The 19,495-nt window shown below is 62.5% G+C and carries 19 protein-coding genes and 1 pseudogene; 15 read left to right on the top strand and 5 right to left on the bottom strand.

Going from position 1 to position 19,495, the window contains the following annotated elements:
- Positions 1-1,614, bottom strand: coding sequence for a class I adenylate-forming enzyme family protein (locus RW095_RS19055; RefSeq protein ID WP_317017619.1), 1,614 nt, complete (start codon positions 1,612-1,614; stop codon positions 1-3).
- A gap of 4 nt (positions 1,615-1,618) precedes the next feature.
- Entirely contained in the window at positions 1,619-2,590 is a 972-nt protein-coding gene (locus RW095_RS19060) for a LysR substrate-binding domain-containing protein (RefSeq protein WP_317017621.1), read from the bottom strand.
- 367 nt (positions 2,591-2,957) lie between these two features.
- Between RW095_RS19060 and RW095_RS19065 the strand changes: the two genes are divergently transcribed.
- The 4 genes from RW095_RS19065 (at position 2,958) to RW095_RS19080 (ending at position 7,320) form a co-directional block, all read left to right on the top strand.
- On the top strand, positions 2,958-3,395 hold the full coding sequence (locus tag RW095_RS19065) for a PaaI family thioesterase (protein WP_317017623.1): 438 nt from the start codon (positions 2,958-2,960) through the stop codon (positions 3,393-3,395).
- Positions 3,396-3,618: 223 nt separating this feature from the next.
- The gene (locus RW095_RS19070) at positions 3,619-5,076 is read left to right on the top strand and encodes a UbiD family decarboxylase (RefSeq protein WP_317017624.1); all 1,458 of its coding nucleotides are present in this window, start codon (positions 3,619-3,621) and stop codon (positions 5,074-5,076) included.
- Between the two features lie 111 nt (positions 5,077-5,187).
- Complete coding sequence (locus RW095_RS19075; RefSeq protein WP_317017626.1) at positions 5,188-5,823, top strand: SRPBCC family protein; 636 nt, start codon at positions 5,188-5,190, stop codon at positions 5,821-5,823.
- An 81-nt stretch (positions 5,824-5,904) separates the two neighbouring features.
- Positions 5,905-7,320: an MFS transporter gene (locus RW095_RS19080; protein WP_317017628.1), complete on the top strand. Its 1,416-nt coding sequence runs from the start codon at positions 5,905-5,907 to the stop codon at positions 7,318-7,320.
- 196 nt (positions 7,321-7,516) lie between these two features.
- Here RW095_RS19080 and RW095_RS19085 read toward each other — a convergent pair whose 3' ends face one another.
- Entirely contained in the window at positions 7,517-8,497 is a 981-nt protein-coding gene (locus tag RW095_RS19085; RefSeq protein WP_317017630.1) for a fatty acid desaturase, read from the bottom strand.
- Between the two features lie 20 nt (positions 8,498-8,517).
- Here RW095_RS19085 and RW095_RS19090 point away from each other — a divergent pair, with 20 nt between their 5' ends.
- The gene (locus tag RW095_RS19090) at positions 8,518-8,667 is read left to right on the top strand and encodes a hypothetical protein (protein ID WP_317017631.1); all 150 of its coding nucleotides are present in this window, start codon (positions 8,518-8,520) and stop codon (positions 8,665-8,667) included.
- Here RW095_RS19090 and RW095_RS19095 read toward each other — a convergent pair.
- A complete protein-coding gene (locus RW095_RS19095; RefSeq protein WP_317017633.1) occupies positions 8,648-9,532 on the bottom strand; it encodes a LysR family transcriptional regulator in 885 nt (294 codons plus the stop codon). The genes RW095_RS19090 and RW095_RS19095 overlap by 20 nt on opposite strands.
- Before the next feature lie 107 nt (positions 9,533-9,639).
- Here RW095_RS19095 and RW095_RS19100 point away from each other — a divergent pair, with 107 nt between their 5' ends.
- From RW095_RS19100 to RW095_RS41505, 4 genes are all read left to right on the top strand, one after another.
- Positions 9,640-10,572 (top strand): NADP-dependent oxidoreductase, encoded by a 933-nt coding sequence (locus RW095_RS19100; RefSeq protein WP_317017635.1) that lies wholly within the window; start codon positions 9,640-9,642, stop codon positions 10,570-10,572.
- 27 nt (positions 10,573-10,599) lie between these two features.
- Positions 10,600-11,475, top strand: a complete 876-nt coding sequence (locus RW095_RS19105; protein WP_317017636.1) for an SDR family oxidoreductase — start codon at positions 10,600-10,602, stop codon at positions 11,473-11,475.
- Between the two features lie 354 nt (positions 11,476-11,829).
- Positions 11,830-12,231 carry a hypothetical protein gene (locus RW095_RS19110; protein WP_317017638.1) on the top strand — a complete coding sequence of 134 codons (402 nt, stop codon included), beginning with the start codon at positions 11,830-11,832 and terminating at the stop codon, positions 12,229-12,231.
- A 28-nt stretch (positions 12,232-12,259) separates the two neighbouring features.
- Entirely contained in the window at positions 12,260-12,454 is a 195-nt protein-coding gene (locus tag RW095_RS41505) for a hypothetical protein (protein ID WP_394365098.1), read from the top strand.
- Positions 12,455-12,652: 198 nt separating this feature from the next.
- On the opposite strand, the gene RW095_RS19120 is transcribed toward RW095_RS41505, so the two are convergent.
- Entirely contained in the window at positions 12,653-12,988 is a 336-nt protein-coding gene (locus tag RW095_RS19120; RefSeq protein ID WP_317017639.1) for an SDR family NAD(P)-dependent oxidoreductase, read from the bottom strand.
- A gap of 399 nt (positions 12,989-13,387) precedes the next feature.
- Here RW095_RS19120 and RW095_RS19125 point away from each other — a divergent pair, with 399 nt between their 5' ends.
- From RW095_RS19125 to RW095_RS19150, 6 genes and pseudogenes are all read left to right on the top strand, one after another.
- On the top strand, positions 13,388-13,813 hold the full coding sequence (locus tag RW095_RS19125; protein WP_317017641.1) for a CopG family transcriptional regulator: 426 nt from the start codon (positions 13,388-13,390) through the stop codon (positions 13,811-13,813).
- A 43-nt stretch (positions 13,814-13,856) separates the two neighbouring features.
- Positions 13,857-14,957 carry an extracellular catalytic domain type 1 short-chain-length polyhydroxyalkanoate depolymerase gene (locus RW095_RS19130; protein ID WP_317017643.1) on the top strand — a complete coding sequence of 367 codons (1,101 nt, stop codon included), beginning with the start codon at positions 13,857-13,859 and terminating at the stop codon, positions 14,955-14,957.
- Positions 14,958-15,015: 58 nt separating this feature from the next.
- Complete coding sequence (locus RW095_RS19135; RefSeq protein WP_317017645.1) at positions 15,016-15,447, top strand: hypothetical protein; 432 nt, start codon at positions 15,016-15,018, stop codon at positions 15,445-15,447.
- 171 nt (positions 15,448-15,618) lie between these two features.
- Positions 15,619-17,577 carry an arylsulfatase gene (locus RW095_RS19140; protein WP_317017646.1) on the top strand — a complete coding sequence of 653 codons (1,959 nt, stop codon included), beginning with the start codon at positions 15,619-15,621 and terminating at the stop codon, positions 17,575-17,577.
- Positions 17,578-17,594: 17 nt separating this feature from the next.
- Positions 17,595-18,644 (top strand): annotated as a pseudogene (locus RW095_RS19145) (SUMF1/EgtB/PvdO family nonheme iron enzyme).
- Positions 18,641-19,453 carry a MetQ/NlpA family lipoprotein gene (locus RW095_RS19150; protein ID WP_394365099.1) on the top strand — a complete coding sequence of 271 codons (813 nt, stop codon included), beginning with the start codon at positions 18,641-18,643 and terminating at the stop codon, positions 19,451-19,453. Before RW095_RS19145 ends, RW095_RS19150 begins: the two are co-directional and overlap by 4 nt.
- Positions 19,454-19,495 lie beyond the last annotated feature (42 nt).

Consider the following 19,495-nt stretch of genomic DNA (forward strand, 5'->3'; position numbering starts at 1 on the left):
CTACTCCTGCTCCGGCTCCGACACATCCCGCCGCGCGTTGACGATTCCCCACCACTGCTGACGCAGCACGTCGCGCAGAATCTTGCCGCGCGCGCTGCGCGGCAGTGCTGGAACCGGATAGATGTCCTTCGGCATTTTTTCGCGCGGCAGTTGCCGGCGGCAGTGCACGCGCAATGCGTCCAGGTTGGACACCATGCCCGGCTGCAGGACCACGAAACAGACTGTCTCCTGCCCGTACACCGGGTCGGGCACGCCGAGCGCCGCGACGTCCTGCACATGCTCATGCGTGCGCATCACGTCTTCGATTTCCTGCGGCACGATTTTCACGCCGCCTCGAATGATGAGGTCGTCCATGCGGGCTGCCATGCGCACGAAGCCGTCGCTGTCGCGTGAAGCGATGTCGCGCGTGAAGAGCGGCGCGCCGCGAATCGGCAGCAGCGAGTCGTCCCGCTGCAGCACGCCCAGTGCGAGCTTTTCACCATCCACGACGACCTGTCCTTCGACGTCCGCAGCGCACGGCATGCCGTTCGCGTCGACGATATCGAAGTGGATATGCGGCGCCGGATAACCGACCGTTCCGAGCTTGCGATGTTGCAGCCGGTTGCCGCACATCCGTCCCGCTTCCGACGATCCATACAGGTTCAGGATACGGATGCCATACAGTTTTTCGAAACGCATCCATTGAACAGGCGATAGCGGCGCGGTGCTGCATGTCATCGCGCGCAGCGACGCGAAGGTGTCGGCGCTCACATCGAGCGGTGCTTCCAGCAGCATGTTCAGAACAGTCGGCACGCCTGCGCACACGGTGATGCGCTGCTCGCGAATCCATTCGCCGAACTGGCTGCGCGAGAAGCGGCGCGCGACGCACAGCGTCGAACCGAGTTGCAGGAACGGAATGAAACTGAGTATTTGCGCCGAATACCAGTCGAACGAACGATACTCGAGCATGCGGTCGTCGCGGCTCGAACCGAGCAGGTGGATGCTGTCGAGGCCGTTGAGCCAATATGACCTGTGGTCGTAGACGACGATCTTCGGAATGCCCGTCGTGCCGGAGGTGCAGCACATCGACGCAACGTCGTCGGGCGTGCACAGGGTTTCGCCCTCGGGTAGCGGCGCGGCGTCGTGCGTTTTGTCCTGCAATGAGATCGTGTCGCCGCCAACGTCGGCGTGCTCGTGAGCGGCGCAGGCCCACGAAACGAAGCGCACGACCCGCACGTTCGGTCCCGCGACGGAGGTGTCGGCAGAATCGGCGGAGAACACTATCAGCGTTGGCCGGATCGTGTCGAGTAGCGTGCGCGCGATCTCTTTGCCGACGAAAGGCACGTCGAGCGGACACACGATCGCACCGAGCCGCCACGCGCCGAGCCACAGCAGCAGCTTGTCGGGCGCATCGCAGTCGGCGATCACGACACGTGTGCGTCGGGTCACGCCGCGCCGCGCGAACTGCCTGGCGATCGCGTCGACCGCGTGCGCCAGTTCTTCGAAGCTCATGCTCACCCGCTGTTCCACATCGACGATTGCGGGTTTATCAGGCGTTGCCCTGCGGTGCTGGTCGAGCAGGGCAGCGACGCTGCGAAAAGGCGGATCGTTGGTGGGCTGATGAGTGCTGGACATGAACTCAGCAGGGCTCGGGCACGGAAGGCGAGGCCACCTCGAATTGCGCCGCGTCGCTGTGGCGATTCAGATTCAGGTCTTCGCCGAGCCGCGCGAGCGCCCACTCGCGAAACGCTTCGACTTTTTTCGTGCGTGCCTTGTCGATAGGCGACGAAACGAAATACGCGGAGTTCGACGGCACGCGCACGTCGAACGGCGCAACGAGTCTGCCGCTCGCCAGATCGCCGTTCACGAGAGGCGTGCGGCCGATCGCAATGCCAACCCCGTCGACAGCCGCCGCGAGCGACGTGAGCTGCAGATGGAAAACGGACTCGCCGGCGAACTCGACGGGCTCGTGTACGGCAGCTTCGAGCCATGCAGGCCAGTCGTCCTGATACATCGAATAAAAGTACGTGCGTATCTGCCGCATGCGCGAAAGCGCTTCTCCTACCGATTCGAACCTGCCGGCTTCCGCGAGCACCGCGGGCGAGCACACGGGGAAGAATTCCTCGCCATGCAGCCGGTCAGAGCGCGCGGACGCCCAGCGCCCCGAGCCATAACGGATCGCGACGTCGTAACTGTTGCGGTCAAACTCGTTGAATGTCGAACTGGTTGCAAGATGCACCGTGATGTCAGGGTGCGCGCGCTGGAATTCCGGCAGCGCGGGAATCAGGCATTTGACCGCGTAAGTGGGCAGGCAAGTCACCGTGAGCACGGTACTCGGTTTTTTCTTGCGTGCATGCGCAGTGGCGATGGACAGCAGATTGATCGCCTCGTGCACGGAATCCAGGTACTCGCGCGCGGCCGGGGTCAGCGTGAGCACGTTGCGACGGCGCACGAAGAGCTTCACCTCGAGCCGGTCTTCCAGTGTCTTGATCTGGTGGCTGATGGCCGTTTGCGTCAACTCGAGTTCTTGTGCCGCGCGGGTGAAGCTCAGATGCCGCGAGGCGGCTTCGAATGCGAGCAGGCTTTGAAGCGAGGGAATGTAGGGTCTCATCTGATGTCAGCGCAATGCAAGGACGCCTGGTAGTGGTCGTAGCGGTTCTCATCGGCGCGTGCGGCGCCTGGCACAGGCGCGCGGGGTACTTGTCGGCGGCCCAGGCGGAAAGCTGCACGAATGCTTGGATGATCGGCTGGTTACGGACCCCGAGGAAATGAAACTTTTTCATGCCGGCATGAGAAAAGTTAGTTTGCGCGCGTCGAAAGCGCTCATGCACTCTTGGTCCAGTCGAGCGAAGCGTCGTCTATCGGCGGACATTAATCAATCGTTACAAACCCGGAACGCGAATAAGCCGGGCCGTGCGTGAATCACGGAAAGTGCGGGGCAGTACGGCCCGCTCACGCGCGCAAGGGAGAGAACAACAGTGGATATCGATGTGCTGGAAAATCCGTTTCTCGCCAGCCTCGGCATGTCGCGCACGGCGTGGCGCGATGGCTATGCGGAGTTCCGCCTGCACTTGCAGCCCGGATTGCTGAACCGGCAGCGGGTGCTGCAAGGCGGAGTGGTAGCGACGTTGCTCGACGCGGAGTGCGGCTACGCAGGCCTTTATAGCGCCGATCCGCAGCGGCCGATACACGCGGTGACGTTGTCGTTGACGCTGAACTTCCTCGACAAGGGAGTGGGCGACACGCTGATCGGCAAGGGCTTTCTCGAGCGTAAGGGCAGGTCGGTGTATTTCGCGCGCGGCGAGGCGTGGATCGATTCGAAGACGCTGATCGCCACCGCGCAGGGCACTTTCAAGTATGCGGGCGGTTATGGCCGGCGTGAGCCGTCTGGTGCCACGCCTGGCGAACTCGATTGACATGCCGGGTGTGCATCGTGCGTTCGCGTCATGACGTCCGCATCTGGGCGGTCTCATGAATCGTTCTCATCCCTGTCATGAACGATGGTCGCTTGCACGCGGTGCACTGTTGCCTCAATGTGGCGATCAACGAGTACGCGGGTAGCGCGCGACGACGACGCACAGCCCGGCATACCAGTGCGAACACGAGCAAAGAATTAAGAAACTATCGGAGATACACGACGTGACAGAGAGTTCGACTTCCCATCCGCTCGATCTTCGAGCATGGCTCGACGAGGCGCGTGCGCTCGGCGAATTGACCGATGTATCGGGCGCAGACTGGAATCTGGAACTCGGCGCGATCAGCGAGCTGAACGTGAAGAAGGAGCGGCCCTCGGCGCTGCTCTTCGACGATATCCCGGGCTATCCGAAGGGGCATCGCGTGTTGACGTGCAGCACCGCGAGCCCCGCGCGACTGTCGTCGATCCTGCGCGTGGGGCATCAGGCAACGCATCGCGCGCTCGTCGAAACACTGCGTGGCAGGCCGAAGCAATGGCAGGCGCACGCGCCCGAATATGATCCCGTGCCCGCTGCGAGCGGCCCTGTGTTCGATAACTTGCAGTCCGGCGAGGACGTCGATCTTTTCTCGTTTCCCGCACCGCTGTGGCACGAAAAGGATGGCGGTCGATATATCGGCACCGGCTGCATGGTGGTGACGAAGGACCTCGACTCCGACTGGATCAATGTCGGCACTTACCGCGTGATGATCCACGATCGCAACCACGTTGGCCTCGACATGATTCCGGGCAAGCACGGCGCGATCCAGTACGACAAACACATGAAAGCGGGCAAGCCGTTTCCGGTCGCGATCGTGATCGGCTGCGATCCGCTCGGCTATCTGATCTCAGGTATCGAAGTGCCGTTCGGCATGTGCGAGTACAACTACATCGGCGCGATCCTGAAGAAGCCTGTGTCAGTGGTGAAGGGACAATTGACCGGACTGCCGTTTCCGGGCGCGTCGGAGATCGTGATCGAAGGCTATGCGCATCCGGGCGATGTGAGGATCGAAGGACCGTTCGGCGAATTCCACGGCTATTACCCGGGCAAGGCGGAGACGGCGCCGGTCGTGACGATCGAGCGAATCTACTACCGCAACAACCCCATCATCATGGGCAGCCCGCCGGCAAAGCCGCCAAACGACTACTCGTATTCGAAGGCCGTGATGCGCTCGGCGCTCCTCGTCGATGCGCTGCAGGCAGCCGGCGTGCCGGATGTTGCCGGCGTGTGGGCACACGAGATCGGCGGCGCGCGCATGTTCAATGTCGTGTCGATCCGCCAGCGCTATGCGGGTCACGCGCGGCAGGCTGCACATATTCTCAGCCAGTGCGGCGTGGGTGCCTACATGTCGCGCTATTCGATCGTGGTCGACGACGACATCGATCCCGCCAATCTGCAAGAAGTCATGTGGGCGGTCGCGACGCGTACAGACCCGGACATCGATATCGACATTGTCAAGCGCGGCATGGGTTCGAAGAACGACCCTATGTCCATCGCGAATCCGTACAAGGCGCCGTTCAACTCGAAGGCCATTATCGACGCGTGCCGTCCGTTCGATTTCCTCGCGGAGTTTCCGCAGGTCGCCGAGGCGAGCAAGGAACTGCAGGATAAAACGCGTGCGAAATGGGAACACATTCTCGGCTGACGCGCTTGCGATGCAATGCGACGTGGCAGCCCGATAAACATCATGCAAGCCGCCGTTCATGACCGGGCGCAGTCGAGTGCAACGGTGAAGGCTGGCGAAGGAGATTTGCACATGGAACTGACAGGCGAACAGATTCTGCCGCTGCCGCGCGAACGCGTGTGGGCAGCATTGAACGACCCCGAAATCCTCAAGGCCTCGGTACCCGGTTGCGAGTCGTTCGAACGCGTCGACGACAATCAGTTTCAGATGGTGATGGCCGCGTCGGTCGGCCCGATCAAAGCACGCTTCAAGGGCAAGATGGTGCTCACCGATTTGCAGCCGCCGCAGTCGTATTCGATGACCTTCGAAGGATCGGGCGGCGCGGCCGGATTCGGCAAGGGCGGTGCGCACGTCGACCTGCTCACCGATAGCGGCGGGACCCGGCTCGTGTACCGGTCGCATGCGCAGGTGGGCGGACGTCTCGCGCAGGTGGGCGCGAGGTTGATCGACGGCGTCGCGCGGAAAATGGCGGAAGACTTCTTCGGGCGCTTCACGGTTGCTGTCGTCGGACCGCAGCCCGCAGCGGCGACCAGCGCCGCGCCGCTAGCCCAAGATGCGGAACCGAACGCGGCCACAACGTCGAGCGACACTCGCGCGGCCACCCAAGGAGCCGCACCTGCCGCGTCTGTCGCGGGCGCAAAAAACTGGACATGGGCGCTCGGTGTGGTGGTGGTCCTTGCGCTGATCGCAGTGTACGCATTGCATTGATAACAACGACGGGGTGCTGTAGCAAGGCGTTGGGCGTCACCGCCCGAACGCTGCACAGTGCACTCGCAACTGGAGACGACGATGCAGGAAGGCAATGCGCTGCAGGGTGCGGTGAGATGCGACGAAACGCAAACGGTAGCCGTGGATGCGGCAGTGGATGCCGCAAGCGCGGCGCTCATTCGTCGCATAGAGAGCGTGCCGTTTTCGCGCTGGCATACGAAGGCGCGGATCATCGTCGGCAGCGCGACGTTTTTCGACGCATTCGACGCTCTTTCGATCGCGTTCGTGCTTCCGGTGCTGATCGGCTTGTGGCATATCGAGCCCCTTGAAATCGGCGTGCTGATCGGCGCGAGCTACGTGGGACAGTTCATCGGAGCGCTTACGTTCGGCTGGTATGCGGAGCGGCGCGGGCGGATTCGCAGCGCGACCATCGCCATTGCGATCATGTCGGTGATGAGCATGGGCTGTGCGCTAAGCGGCAGTTTCGCGATGCTGCTCGTGTGCAGATTCATTCAGGGAATTGGCGTGGGCGGCGAGATGCCGGTCGCGGCGACCTATATCAGCGAGCTTTCCAACGCGCATGGTCGCGGCAAATACTTTCTGCTGTATGAGTTGATCTTTCCGGTCGGTTTGATGGCGACCGGACAGATCGGCGCGTGGCTCGTGCCTGTCATCGGCTGGAAGATCATGTTCTGGATCGGTGCGGTGCCCGGCCTTGTCGTCGCGCTGCTTATCGCACGTCTGCCCGAATCGCCGCGCTGGCTAATTTCGAAAGGGCGCTTGAGCGAAGCGGAAATCGTCGTGCAGGACATGGAAGCGAGCACCGACCGCCGCATCGAACCCGGCCGGCACCAGCAGCCCAACAAAGGCGTGGTGAATGCGCGCGCGGGCTGGCGCGAACTGCTGTCACCGTTCTATCGCGGCCGTACGCTCGTCGTGTGGGTGTTGTGGGCCACTGCGTTTTTCATCGCGAACAGTCTGAACAACTGGCTGCCGACGCTGTATCGATCCGTTTATCACCTGCCGCTGCAAACGGCGCTACGCGCTGCGTCGATGACTAACGTCGCGCAGGTGGCGCTACTGCTTGTCTGCGCTTATGTGATCGATCGCGTAGGGCGCCGAAACTGGACGGTGTCCGCTTTCTGTCTAGCCGCAGTTCTGTTTGCATGCCTCGGACTCTTTGCCGCGCACGACGTGTGGAGCGCCATGGTGCTCGGCACGCTGAGTTATGGATTGATCGGTTCGATTGCCGCGGTGCTGTACCTGTACACGCCCGAGGTGTATCCGACCAGAATGCGCGCGACCAGCACGGGGCTCGCCACGTCATGGCTGCGGCTTGCGTCCGCAGTCGGTCCTTCGCTTGCCGGATTGCTTCTGCACAAGAAGGGTATCGGCTCGGTCTTCGTCATGTTCGCGGTGGTAGCGGTGGTCGGCGCGATCTGTGCATTGAAGATGACCGAGACGCGCGAACGAAGTCTCGAGGAAATCGCGCCCTGAAAGAAATGGTGCCGGCGCCGCCGCTTATACAGACCCTTGGCGATGTTGATGCCTTGTTGCCTGCGCAGCCGTTTTTTCGTCCTGCCTGGTAAAAGCGGGTGTTGGACCGGATTTTCGTGGGCAGCGGTCTGCGCGCGAGTTGACCCCTAGCAGCTTTCAAATTGCTCGCGCCGCGCGTTGACGAACCGCGCGTTGCCTACGTGAGTTCAGCTTCCGTCGATACGGGCTCGAAGCGGCGCGGTCCGTCATGCACCGGGTTCTCGGCCGGCGCGAACGCGTAGAGCCTGAGCCATTCGCCATAACCGGCGACCAGAAAACCTCCGGATCGCTCGATGTATTGCTCGCGGGACGCTTGATAGACTGTCTTCAGCGCGAACCACGGCACGTGCGGCAGGTCATGATGAACCAGATGAAAATTGTTATTCAAAAAGAGCAGCCGCCAGAACAGGGCCGCCTCATTCACAACCGTGCGATGCTCGCAATCGTCTGCGGCGCGATGCTCGCGGAATGAACGAATCGAGCCGAGCGACATCGACCCATACCCCACGCCGACGATGAATACCCACGCCGGGATAGAGCACACGTATTGCAGCCACGCGGTGAGCGCGGCCAATGCGATGAAGTGCGCGAGCCAGGCGGGCAGGTCACGCCAGTCGCCGAGCTTCACTTTACGCAATGCATCGACGCCGGTCGCCGCAATCGCAAACGCCGGTCCCACCACCAGACGGCCCACAAACGTATTGCGCCACGTGAGCAGCGCGCGCATCGCCCAACCGGCGCGTTCCCACACACGAGCATCGACGAAATAGCTTTCCGGATCGCGCCCGGGCTGCGTCAAGTGCGCGTCGTCGTGATGCTGAAGATGCGACTCGCGGTAGACGCGGTACGGAAACCACACGGCTAGCGGCGCGAAGCCAAGCAATGCATTCAAGCGCGGTGAGCTTGTAGGGTGGCCGTGGAGCAGTTCGTGTTGCAACGACATGTACCACGCGCTGAAGAACGCGAGCAGCGCCGCGGTCAGCGGCAGGCCGAGCACGCGCGCATGGGTTGCAACGCCGAACCAGCCGCCGTAGATCGCGACGATCAGTAGCCACGTCGGCCATTGCGTGCGCCATGTCCAACTCGTTGCCAGGCCTGCGATGGCTTTGCGCTGCTTGTCGTCGAGGTAGATCGCCATCGGCTGAATCGGTCGGATGCATGTTTGAAGCGATCCTACCGAGCCATGCGCCGCGCCCGAACCAATTTGTTCAGGATTGCATTTTCGCCGCGACGGGTAAGGGCGGCCAAAATCCGGCCAAACTGCGATGGGATAACGGCCCGGGCAAATTCACCGTGCCGGAATGGTGAACGATCCGTCTGGATACTGGCTGCACATGAACTCCACGAAGGCCCGCACTTTGGGGCTTTGCAAACGACGGGACGTGTGCAGTACCCAGAGTTCAACGTCGTTGCCCGCGATGCCCCATGTCACCAGTTCGCCGTTCTCAAGCAGACCGCCGATGATCGACTCCGGCAGCATCGCCGCCCCTGCGCCGGCAGCAATGGCGTCGCGGACCATCAACAGCGAAGACAAGCGTAGAACAGGTTGCGGTTCGATAGTGAACTCACCATCGCGGACAGACCATACATCTCCGTCGCGATAGCTCGGCATGACGACGGCCGGAACCGGGACAGGCTTATCGCCGCGCCCTTGCGGCATTTGAACCGATGGTGCGGCGGCAAGTATCAGCCGGTCCCTGGCGAAGCACCGGCCGACCAATGTGCTGTCGCTGCGCGGGTTAATGCGGATGGCGACGTCGAAATGCTCGTCGACGAGATCGACGGGGCGATCGTCCGCGACCACTTCGAGCTGCACTTCGGGATAGCTCGCGAGGAACTGGGCGGCGAGCCGCCCCAGCGCCAACTGGGAAAACAGGAGCGGTGCCGCGACACGCAGACGGCCTCGCGGCGTGGCAAGCCCGTCTCGTGCCGCCGCAACCGCTTCGGCCACTTCGTGCATCGGTCCTTCGGTTCGGGTCAGCAGCAGTTGGCCGGCTTCGGTCAGTTCCAGGCGATGAGTGCCCCGCTCGATGAGCCGAACGCCCAACGCTTCTTCGAGATCGGCGACGCGGCGCGACAGGGTGGCTTTGGACCGGCCGCTCGCGCGGCTCGCTTTCCCAAAACCTCCGTGAGCGGCCACCAGTTGAAAGTCGTCAAGGGCGTTCAAATCCATGGTGTCTCATTAATGAAACGGAACGTCTCCATTTTAGAGTCGTTGTTTTGATTGTGAAACTCCTTATTGTGGGGGCGTACCCAACCAAACGCTCAAAGGAGTTTCTTATGAACAACGTTCGTGCAGTGCTGCTTACCGAGTACGGCGGCTCCGACGCCGTCACGATTTCTTCCGTCGCCGCACCGTTGGCAGGAGCTGGCCAGGTTCTCGTCCGTGTGCATGCCGCCGGTGTCAATGGACTGGATTGGAAGGTCCGGGAGGGTTACGTGAGGGACGCCTTTCCGCTGCAGTTGCCGACCGTTCTCGGCATCGAACTGGCCGGCGTCGTGGAAGCGGTTGGGCCCGGGGTCACCCGGTTGCGCAAAGGCGACCGCGTGATGGGTGCGCCAGGCGCACTGGGCGCCTACGCCGATCTCGTGGCGGTGAGCGCGGCCAACCTCGCCACGGTGCCCGGCTCGATGAGTTTCGTGGAGGCGGCAGCGTTGCCCGTCGCAGCTGTGGCTGCATGGCAAAGCCTTCACTTCGCCGGACCGATACGTGCCGGACAGCGCATCCTGATCCAGGGCGCGGCCGGCGGTCTGGGCGGATTCGCGGTGCAGTACGCGCATCAGGCCGGCGCCGAGGTGTTTGCCACCGCACTCGGCAGTCACGCCGACTATGTCCGCAGTCTCGGCGCGGACCACGTAATCGCCTACGACCAGCAGAAGTTCGAAGCCTCGGTAAGCAGCATAGACCTCGTTCTCGACTACGTTGGTGGCGACGTGCTGACCCGCTCGTGGTCTGTGCTTTCCGCAGATGGCGTCGTCGTCAGCACCGCCTCGCCGGACATTCTGGCGAGCGCCCCTGCCGGGCGTCGCGGCTTGTGGTTCGTGAACACGCCAGACGCCGCGCGGCTGCAAGAGATCGCCGACGACGTGGCGCACGGACGCTTGCAGTCCAAGGTCGACGCCGTCGTGCGCTTCGACGAACTGCCCACGGCGATCGAACGCAATCGGACCCAGCCGCAGGTCGGCAAGACCGTTGCGAACTTCTTCCTCTAAATCGACTTTCCAAAAATGGAGCAAACCATGAGCATTCTTGTTACCGGTGCATCGGGCACCGTAGGTATGCAGATCGTCCAGCGCTTCGCTTCCAGTGGCGTCGAAGTGAAAGCGCTGGTTCGAGCGCCGGGTAAAACGGCGCTTCCCTCGGGCGTGACGGAAGTAGTCGGGGACATGAGCAGTGCGAACTCGACGCGCGCGGCCTTGTCTTCGGTGCGCACGCTGTTTCTGCTCAACGCGGTCATCCCGGATGAAGTCACCCAGGCACTGGTCACGTTGAATCTGGCGCGAGATGCGGGTATCGAGCGCATCGTCTATCTGTCCGTGATCCACGCCGACCTCTATACCAACGTGCCTCACTTCACAGGCAAGCACACCGTCGAGCGGATGATCGAAAGCCTCGAGATGCCTGCGACCATCCTGCGGCCGGCCTACTTCATCCAGAACGACGAACGGATCAAATCCGTCGTCGAGAGCTACGGCATTTATCCGATGCCTATCGGCCAGGCTGGCGCGAACATGGTCGACGTGCGGGACATTGCCGACGTTGCAGCGGCCGAACTGTTGGCACGGCACCGGGCACCCAATGCATTGCCCGGCCGCACGCTCGACGTGGTCGGACCGGAAGCGTTGACCGGCGAGTCCGTCGCTCGCATCTGGAGCGAAGCGCTTCAGCGCGAAATCCGCTACGCAGGCGACGACCTGGATGGTTTCGAGCAGCAACTGGCGGCGTATGATGGGCCGGACTGGCTGGCCTACGACATGCGCCTGATGATGGCCGGCATCCAGAGCCATGGCATGCGTCCCGTTGACGATGCAGTGAATGTCCTCACGAAGATGCTGGGGCGGCCGTTGCGGACCTATCGTGATTCGGTGCACGAGATGCTTGGATTGAGCCAGTAGTCGGATTAGTCGGAGCAGGCAGAGCAGTCCGATTAGTCGGAGTAGGCGGCGGGTGACGGGGCGCGGCGGCGGAACGGTCGAAAAGCGCACAGGCGCGCAACGCGTCAGTGAACCGGTCGTACAGCGCATATCGTTATGTGATGAACACGCGCGCGCCACCGAACCCACGCCTCCCGGCATATTCTTTCGACCGTATTTTCGTTAATGTGTGAGTTCGGCGGCAGGCAAGCGGTTCGCCACGAGGAGTACGCGGGCCTGCTGCTCAACCGGCGAATCGGCGGGACCAAACGTGTGAAGAGAGTGCCGATGATACGCAGCTGGCGTCCACGACGGGGCATCGATCGGAAACACATCATGGTAGTCGAATGGAAGCACCGAATCAGGCTCTTTGCCCGGCGTTTCTGGCAGCCGACCAGCGCATGCATGACGTGCATGCCCGGAAGTTGGGGCAATCTGTTCAGCCTTGGGCATTGGGCGATTGCACTGCAGACGGGACTGTTCACCGGCGTGCTGGCCGTACTGCTGACTTTCACACCGGCGAGGAAGCTCTATGCGCACCGATACGGCAATGCACTGGTCGTCGGCTGCCTGACTGCGTTAGGCGATGCCTATTCGCATACGAGTCACTACCGCATCCCGGTCGTCGAGCACGTGTTGACGGGTATCATTTCGGGTCTATTCGCGCTGGCCGGCTCATATCTCTTCGAAGATCGCGGGCGGCGCATCCGGGCTGCGTGGGCTCGGGTTTTTGGATAGCCTGTGCAGTCTCCAGCACGCGTGACGGTTGCTGCGCAGCCACTCTCCTCGCGAGATCCGCAGCGTAGGGCTCGAAGATCAGCGGAACAAGATGACTGCCATAGAGCTTGGCGATCGAGCCACCGAAGCGAGTGCCGGTACCAAAGCTTTCCATGGCGTCTCCTTCCTGATCTACGAAAATCTTGGCGTGGCGGGGGAGATTGAACAGTGCACGCTGCTTTGATCTGGCCGGGTGCGAGTGTGTGGCAGCTAATAGGGCGTGTCCGTGGCGGCGCCCAGCGCCGACACGACTTGCGCGGCAACGCCGACACACTCAAGGCGCAGTTGCTCGTGCATGTCGCGTCAGTCGATCATGTCAGTCGCGGCGGGTGGTTGCGCGTTCTACGTGATGGCAGCGACGAAACAGATCAAATGCTTGGGATCACCAAAACACGGCGTCTATCAATGCCTCGCTTTTCGCCCAAAGCTGCTCGGCCTTGTCGGCGTCGAGTGCATACGACCTTACGCCATCGGCAAATGGATTGGGCGTATCGTTGACCGGCGCGACTGCGCAATCTTCCAGGTACTGCCCGCCGATCCCGGCTTGATCAGCCACGACTGCCGCCCACACCGACGTAGCCGCTGCCTGCGCAATTTCCTTGAGCTCCGCAGGAGGCAGGCCCGCTTCGGCGCGAGCGTTGCCCACGGTCTCGAAGAGCCCCTGCAACTCTTCCTGCGAGAAATGACGTGGGAGATCACTGAGACTATTGCCTGGCATCACCGACGCAGCCCGCACACCGCGACCGGCATGCCGCCTGTCGAACTTCCGCACCGAGGCCGCACGAGCCTCCTGTAACGAGGGCGACCTTGCCCTGCAATGGCTTTTTGCACGAGAAAACCTCTCTTGTTTCGACCGGGCACGCACGCTTCCGGGAATGGTGCGTGCGAACGGGGAGGCGTCGTTGCGCGAGCGCTTCGAACGGGCGCAGTACGGGTGTCTGATAAACCGAGTCGAAAACGCCCGCTGCGCAAGCTGGATGCTGACGGGTTCGCTCCTCAAACTCCGCCATCGCACCGCTCCTAACAGCTCACATACGTAATGGCCCCAAAATTTCATGTTGCACCGCACTGCAAATAAGCCTATAACCATCCCATTGGATGGTGAGCGGATGGAAAAATGGAAAACCCTGTAGCGAACGCCGCAAGTCGCCCGAAAGGCGGCGAGTCGGAAAAAATCACTATCAACCTCGGCCCGGTTGACCTGGGGCAAATCGACCTGCTGGTGCAGGAAGGCTTCTATTCGAACCGGACCGATTTGATCCGCACCGCTATCCGCAACCAGCTTGCGCTGCACGCACAGGTTGTTCAGGAGACTGTGAGCCGCCGCGCGCTTGTGCTCGGGCTACAGCATTTCTCGCGAGAGGATCTGGAGGCGGTTCGTGCCGCGAATCAGCGTCTCACGATCCAGGTGCTCGGACTGGCCAGCATTGCTGCCGACGTCACCCCGGAACTCGCGCTCGCAACCATTGACAGCGTTGTGGTGCTCGGAGCGTTTCACGCATCCGCTGCTGTCAAGACGGCGCTCGCCAGCAGAATCCGCTAACTGGCCGACGCACGACACTTAACCCATTTACCGGACAAACACGATGAAACTCGATGAAGGTTTTTTGACCTCGATGCGCGAAGCAATGACCTTGCTGCGCACCCGTGGCCCCGCCGAAGCTACTGAAGCAATACAACGTGCGCTGGGCGGCAACGCCGATGGCTCTATGCATGGCACAGCGTCCTCGCATTCCATGCCGGAAGCGTTCACCGTTCCTTTCGAGCGGCCGGCGACAAAGCACGCGGAGACGTTCAATGCGCGAGAAGCCCGCGGTGATATTCAGGACCGCGGACACTTCAGCACGCACACGTATTCGAACGCCGCCGGTCGCCGGCAATATCGGCTGTACGTGCCGGCGGCAAGCGAAGGCGAGCCGCTTCCGTTGATCGTAATGCTGCACGGCTGCACACAGAACGCCGACGATTTCGCCGCGGGCACACAGATGAACGCGCTTGCCGAGCGGCATCGATTTCTGGTCGCTTATCCGGAGCAGCCGCAGCAGGCGAATCCGTCGAAATGCTGGAACTGGTTCAAGCCTGGCGACCAGCATTGCGAACGCGGCGAGCCGTCGTTGATCGCCGGCATCACTCGCGAAATCATCGCAGAGCAGAACGTCGATCCCGCACGCGTGTACGTCGCGGGACTCTCGGCCGGTGGCGCAATGGCGGCGATCATGATTGCCGCATATCCCGAACTCTATGCGGCGGCCGGCGTGCATTCAGGTCTTCCGGCACGATGCGCGCACGATCTTCCGTCCGCGCTCGCAGCGATGAAAGGCGGCAAGCGTCCGGTACGGGCACGGCGCCCCACGCACGATACCGCCTCGTTACCGAAGCGGCCTGTGATCGTCTTTCACGGTGACGCCGACGCCACGGTGAGCATCCGCAATGCCGCGCAACTCGTCGACGGTTTCTCCGCGCGGCCGCATGAGGACGGCGAACAGCGTCGGGCCGATGCCGGCGGACGTGCCTGTACCGTCTCGCGGCTCGTTTCAGCGGACGGTATCGACGCAGAACTGTGGACCATTCACGGCGCCCCGCACGCATGGGCCGGCGGCAATGCGCGGGGCAGCTATACGGATCCAGCGGGTCCCGACGCGAGCGCGGAAATGCTGCGCTTCTTTCTTGAACATCCGCAGCGGTGATAGCGCGGTTGGCTATTTGGGCCGACCTATGATTGCTGGCACTCTGGACAAAGGCAACATGAGACGACTACTAGTTGCTGCGCTCGCAGCCACCTCTTTCGCCACTTGCGTTCATGCGCAAAGCAACGAGTCGGGCCCGCTCGATACGCCCTTGGGCAAACTGCAATTCGTGCACGCAGGGCATGATTTCACGGCGATGCTCGACAACGAAGTGTTCGATCGCTTCGGCGCCAACACGCTCACGCATTTCGACGACGTGGGCAACGCAAATGACGCGGTCAGACGCACGCTCGTGCAGACCGCTTCGGGCCCGGTGCTATACGACTTCCGCCACCGTCCTCCACTTGTGCAGCGCGTTGGCGCGCGCATGACGGTCAAGCGCGTGTTCTGGCAAGGAGACGAAGTCGTGATGCAAGGTTCGCAAGGCTGGTTCGCGTTCAGACGCGGCGTGCTGACGAAGCTACAGTCGTCCACGACTACGTACCACTGATACGCCACAGCCGCAAACAGCACAGCCGCAAACACACAGCCGCAAACACACAGCCGCAAACACAGCGACCCTTTAGCACAGAACTTCTCTCGCTTCTCACCAAACCTTGGTTGGACGGCGAATTACCGGTTGCTACCATCTCGCGCTCAGACAACCACGGCCAATACAACGATGAAAAGTTCGAGATCGCATCCGGCGGCGTTCCCAACCATTCTCAGGCTGCGGGCACTCGGTGCCGCGGTCGCCAGTGTGGTTGCGCTTGCATCGTGTTCCGGCGGGGTTTCTCCAACACCGCCGGCTGCCACACCGGTGGCCGCGAAACGCCCGAACATTCTGTACATCATGGCGGACGATCTGGGCTACTCGGATATTCACGCGTTCGGCGGCGACATCGACACGCCGAATCTCGATGCGCTCGTGCAATCCGGGCGCATCCTGACGAACCATCACACAGGCACCGTCTGCGCGATCACGCGAGCGATGCTGATTTCCGGCACCGACCACCACCTGGTCGGCGAAGGCACGATGGGTGTGCCGACCGACGAACGCAAAGGTCTGCCCGGCTACGAAGGCTATCTGAACGACCGCGCGTTGTCGGTCGCACAACTGCTCAAGGACGCCGGCTATCACACGTACATGGCGGGCAAGTGGCATATCGGCTCGGGCATTGTGGGCAGCGCGACGGGCAGTGGACAGACGCCGGACCAATGGGGCTTCGAGCATAGTTATGCGCTGCTCGGCGGCGCGGCGACGAATCACTTCGCACACGAGCCCGCCGGCTCGAAAAACTATACCGAAGACGGGCAGTACGTTCAGCCCGGTCAACCGGGACAACCGGGCGGCGCGGGCGGCAGTCCGGCTGTGTTCTATTCGACCGATTTCTATACACAAAGACTGATCTCGTACATCGATTCGAACAGGAGCGACGGCAAGCCGTTTTTTGCGTATGCGGCGTACACGTCGCCGCATTGGCCGTTGCAGGTGCCTGAACCGTACCTGCACAAGTATGCCGGCAAATACGGCGCCGGCTACGACGTGGTCCGGGCGGCACGCATCGCGCGGCAAAAGGCGCTCGGCATCATTCCCGCCGATTTCAACCCGTATGCGGGCGCTCCCGAAACGCTGGCGGCTACGCCCGCAACCGCCGGCAACGGCACCGTCAACGCGAAATACGTCAGCGCCGTACATAGCGCCGCGCAAGGTTATAGCGACTACGGTCCTGGCAATGTGAACAAGTCGTGGGCCAATTTGTCAGCCGATGAAAAGAAAGCACAGGCGCGCTACATGGAGATCTATGCCGGTATGGTCGACAACCTCGATCACAACATCGGCCTTTTGATCCAGCATCTGAAGGACATCGGCGAGTACGACAACACGTTCATCATGTTCCAGTCGGACAACGGGGCCGAAGGCTGGCCGATCGACTCCGGCGCGGACCCGACGGCGACCGATACGGCGACCGCGGCGGAGCCGGTCTATTCGACGCTCGGCACCGACAACGGGCTGCAGAACGCGAAGCGCTTGCAGTACGGCTTGCGCTGGGCCGAAGTCAGTGCGGCGCCGTTCCGCCTGACCAAGGGCTATTCCGGCGAGGGCGGCGTATCCACGCCGTTGATCGTGCATTTGCCCGGCCAGACCACGCAAAAACCGACCTTGCGTGTATTCACGCATGTCACCGACAACACGGCCACGTTCCTCGCCGTCGCGGGCGTCACGCCCCCGACGCAGCCGGCGCCGTCGCTGATCAACTCGCTGACAGGTGTCGATCAGAACAAGGGCAAGGTGGTCTACAACAATCGCTATGTGTATCCGGTTACCGGGCAATCGTTGCTGGCGCTTCTGAATGACCAGTCGAACGCCGACGTGCATACCGCGTCGTTCGGCGATGAAGCATACGGCCGCGGCTATCTGCGCAGCGCTGACGGCAAATGGAAGGCGTTGTGGACCGAGCCGCCGCTCGGGCCCGTCGATGGCCACTGGCAGCTGTACGACATGACGTCGGACAGGGGCGAGACCACGGACGTGGCGGCGCAGAATCCGTCAATCATCGACGGACTCGTGCAGCAGTGGAACGCATACATGTCCGCTGTCGGCGGCGTCGAACCCTTGCGGCCGCGCGGCTACTACTGAGCGGGCTTGCCACTGTCATGAGCATCAGAGCAAGAACGCTTGCCGGGTTTGGCGGCCTGTTCGCCGCCGTTTTCTGCGCGGCTTTCGCGGTCGCGGCGTGGCCCGCACGAACGGCCGGCTTCGACGATCTGAACCGCACGCGCCCGTTCGCGCCGCTCGGCTCGGAAGCGCAGTGCGAGCGCTACGCCGGTTTGCCCGCAGGCTGGCGCGACGACCCGAAGGCCGGCATGGTGCATCTTCACGGCGGCACCTTCGTGCTCGGCAGCACACGCGGTTATGAAAACGAGCGGCCGGCGGGCGACGGCCGCACGCGCGTCGGCGGTTTCTGGATCGATCAGACCGATGTGACGAATGCGCAATTCGCCGCGTTCGTCCACGCGACCGGCTATGTCACCGACGCCGAAAAGCAGGGCGGCGCGGCCGTCTTCCACTCTCCGACGCGGGAAGAAATGAATGCGCGGGACCTTGCGTGGTGGACCTGGGTCAAGGGCGCGTCATGGCGGCATCCGACGGGCGAGCGCAGCAGCATCGACGGGCAAATGAGCCAACCGGTGACGCTCGTCACGCAAGCCGATGCGTTCGCGTATGCGCGCTGGCTCGGCCGCGACTTGCCGACAGAAGCTGAATGGGAATAGGCGGCGAAGGCCGGGCAGGAGGGCGTGGACCTCGACACGGCACCGCGCGATGCGCATGGCAAGCCCGCCGCGAATTACTGGCAAGGCGTGTTCCCCGTTCTCAATACCAACGAGGACAAGCATGCGGGTCTGTCGCCCGTCGGCTGTTATGCGGCCAACGGGTTCAAGCTGTACGACATGATCGGCAATGCATGGGAGTGGACCAAAGACATCTACACGGGCGAGCATCAGTCGCATACGAATGGCGATACCGCGGCAATCGCACCGCCCACGCGCAGACACGACACGCCGATGGTCATCAAGGGCGGCTCCTTCCTGTGCTCGCGAGATTACTGCGTGCGCTACCGCGCGTCGTCGCGCGAGCAGCAGGAAGCGGATCTGCCGGCATCGCATATCGGTTTCAGGACCATCTTGCGGGACATCAAAGGATGAAACTGCGACGCCTTATGAACGCAGCGATTAGCGCTTCATTGATTGGCGCGGCGGCTATGTGGGGAGCAGCAGTTTTCGCGCATGTCGCGCAGTCGGCTGTGAAAGTCGGCGTCACGCGCGGCACGCATGCCGAAATCATGGACGAAGTGCGGCGCGTCGCAACCGCTCGCGGACTCGATATCGAGGTGGTGACGTTCGATAGCGGCGCGCAGATCGACGCGGCGCTTGCCGCGCATCGAATCGACGCCGCGAGTTTCGAAGACGGCCCGAGTTTTGAAGCGTCGCGCAGAAAACACGGCTACCCGCTTTATGAAGCGGCGACGACGGTCACGCTGCCAATGGCGCTCTATTCGCGCCAGCTGAAGAGCCTCGCGCAAATCCGGCGAGGCGCGAGCATCGTCATTCCTGACGACCCAGAAGGCATGGCGCGCGCGCTGGTCCTGCTGCAAAACTACACACTGCTAAGCTTCGACGACCGCGCCGGCCTTCACGCGACGTTGCGGGATGTGACCGGCAACCGCCTGAATCTGACGCTGCGTGCGCTGCCGCGCAAGCGGCTCGTCGCGGCGTTGAACGCGGCGACGATCGTCGTGATGGACAGCGGGAGCGCGCAACGGGCGGGACTTTATCCGGCACGCGACAGCATCGGCATCGAAGACGCCCGTTCACCGTACGCCGGCGTGCTGGCGGTGCGCGAGGCCGAGCGGGGCGAGCCGTGGGTCGCGCAACTGGTGTCGGCTTATCACTCGAACGATGTCGCGCATTTCATTCTGACGCGCTATCAGGACTCGGTGCGCCGGCCATGGTGAGCGCGTTCTCGCTTGCATGCTCGGCGTGCGGGAAGTGCTGTA

This window comes from Paraburkholderia kirstenboschensis (assembly GCF_032806925.1).
Lineage (GTDB): Bacteria > Pseudomonadota > Gammaproteobacteria > Burkholderiales > Burkholderiaceae > Paraburkholderia > Paraburkholderia kirstenboschensis.

Coding starts and splice junctions, on each gene's coding strand:
- RW095_RS19150 (WP_394365099.1), top strand. CDS start 18,641: ATGAAACTGCGACGCCTTATGAACGCAGCGATTAGCGCTTCATTGATT.
- RW095_RS19075 (WP_317017626.1), top strand. CDS start 5,188: ATGGAACTGACAGGCGAACAGATTCTGCCGCTGCCGCGCGAACGCGTG.
- RW095_RS19120 (WP_317017639.1), bottom strand. CDS start 12,988: ATGCCAGGCAATAGTCTCAGTGATCTCCCACGTCATTTCTCGCAGGAA.
- RW095_RS19105 (WP_317017636.1), top strand. CDS start 10,600: ATGAGCATTCTTGTTACCGGTGCATCGGGCACCGTAGGTATGCAGATC.
- RW095_RS19080 (WP_317017628.1), top strand. CDS start 5,905: ATGCAGGAAGGCAATGCGCTGCAGGGTGCGGTGAGATGCGACGAAACG.
- RW095_RS19085 (WP_317017630.1), bottom strand. CDS start 8,497: ATGGCGATCTACCTCGACGACAAGCAGCGCAAAGCCATCGCAGGCCTG.
- RW095_RS19100 (WP_317017635.1), top strand. CDS start 9,640: ATGAACAACGTTCGTGCAGTGCTGCTTACCGAGTACGGCGGCTCCGAC.
- RW095_RS19090 (WP_317017631.1), top strand. CDS start 8,518: ATGTTTGAAGCGATCCTACCGAGCCATGCGCCGCGCCCGAACCAATTT.
- RW095_RS19055 (WP_317017619.1), bottom strand. CDS start 1,614: ATGTCCAGCACTCATCAGCCCACCAACGATCCGCCTTTTCGCAGCGTC.
- RW095_RS19095 (WP_317017633.1), bottom strand. CDS start 9,532: ATGGATTTGAACGCCCTTGACGACTTTCAACTGGTGGCCGCTCACGGA.
- RW095_RS19060 (WP_317017621.1), bottom strand. CDS start 2,590: ATGAGACCCTACATTCCCTCGCTTCAAAGCCTGCTCGCATTCGAAGCC.
- RW095_RS19110 (WP_317017638.1), top strand. CDS start 11,830: ATGGTAGTCGAATGGAAGCACCGAATCAGGCTCTTTGCCCGGCGTTTC.
- RW095_RS19140 (WP_317017646.1), top strand. CDS start 15,619: ATGAAAAGTTCGAGATCGCATCCGGCGGCGTTCCCAACCATTCTCAGG.
- RW095_RS19135 (WP_317017645.1), top strand. CDS start 15,016: ATGAGACGACTACTAGTTGCTGCGCTCGCAGCCACCTCTTTCGCCACT.
- RW095_RS19125 (WP_317017641.1), top strand. CDS start 13,388: ATGGAAAACCCTGTAGCGAACGCCGCAAGTCGCCCGAAAGGCGGCGAG.
- RW095_RS19130 (WP_317017643.1), top strand. CDS start 13,857: ATGAAACTCGATGAAGGTTTTTTGACCTCGATGCGCGAAGCAATGACC.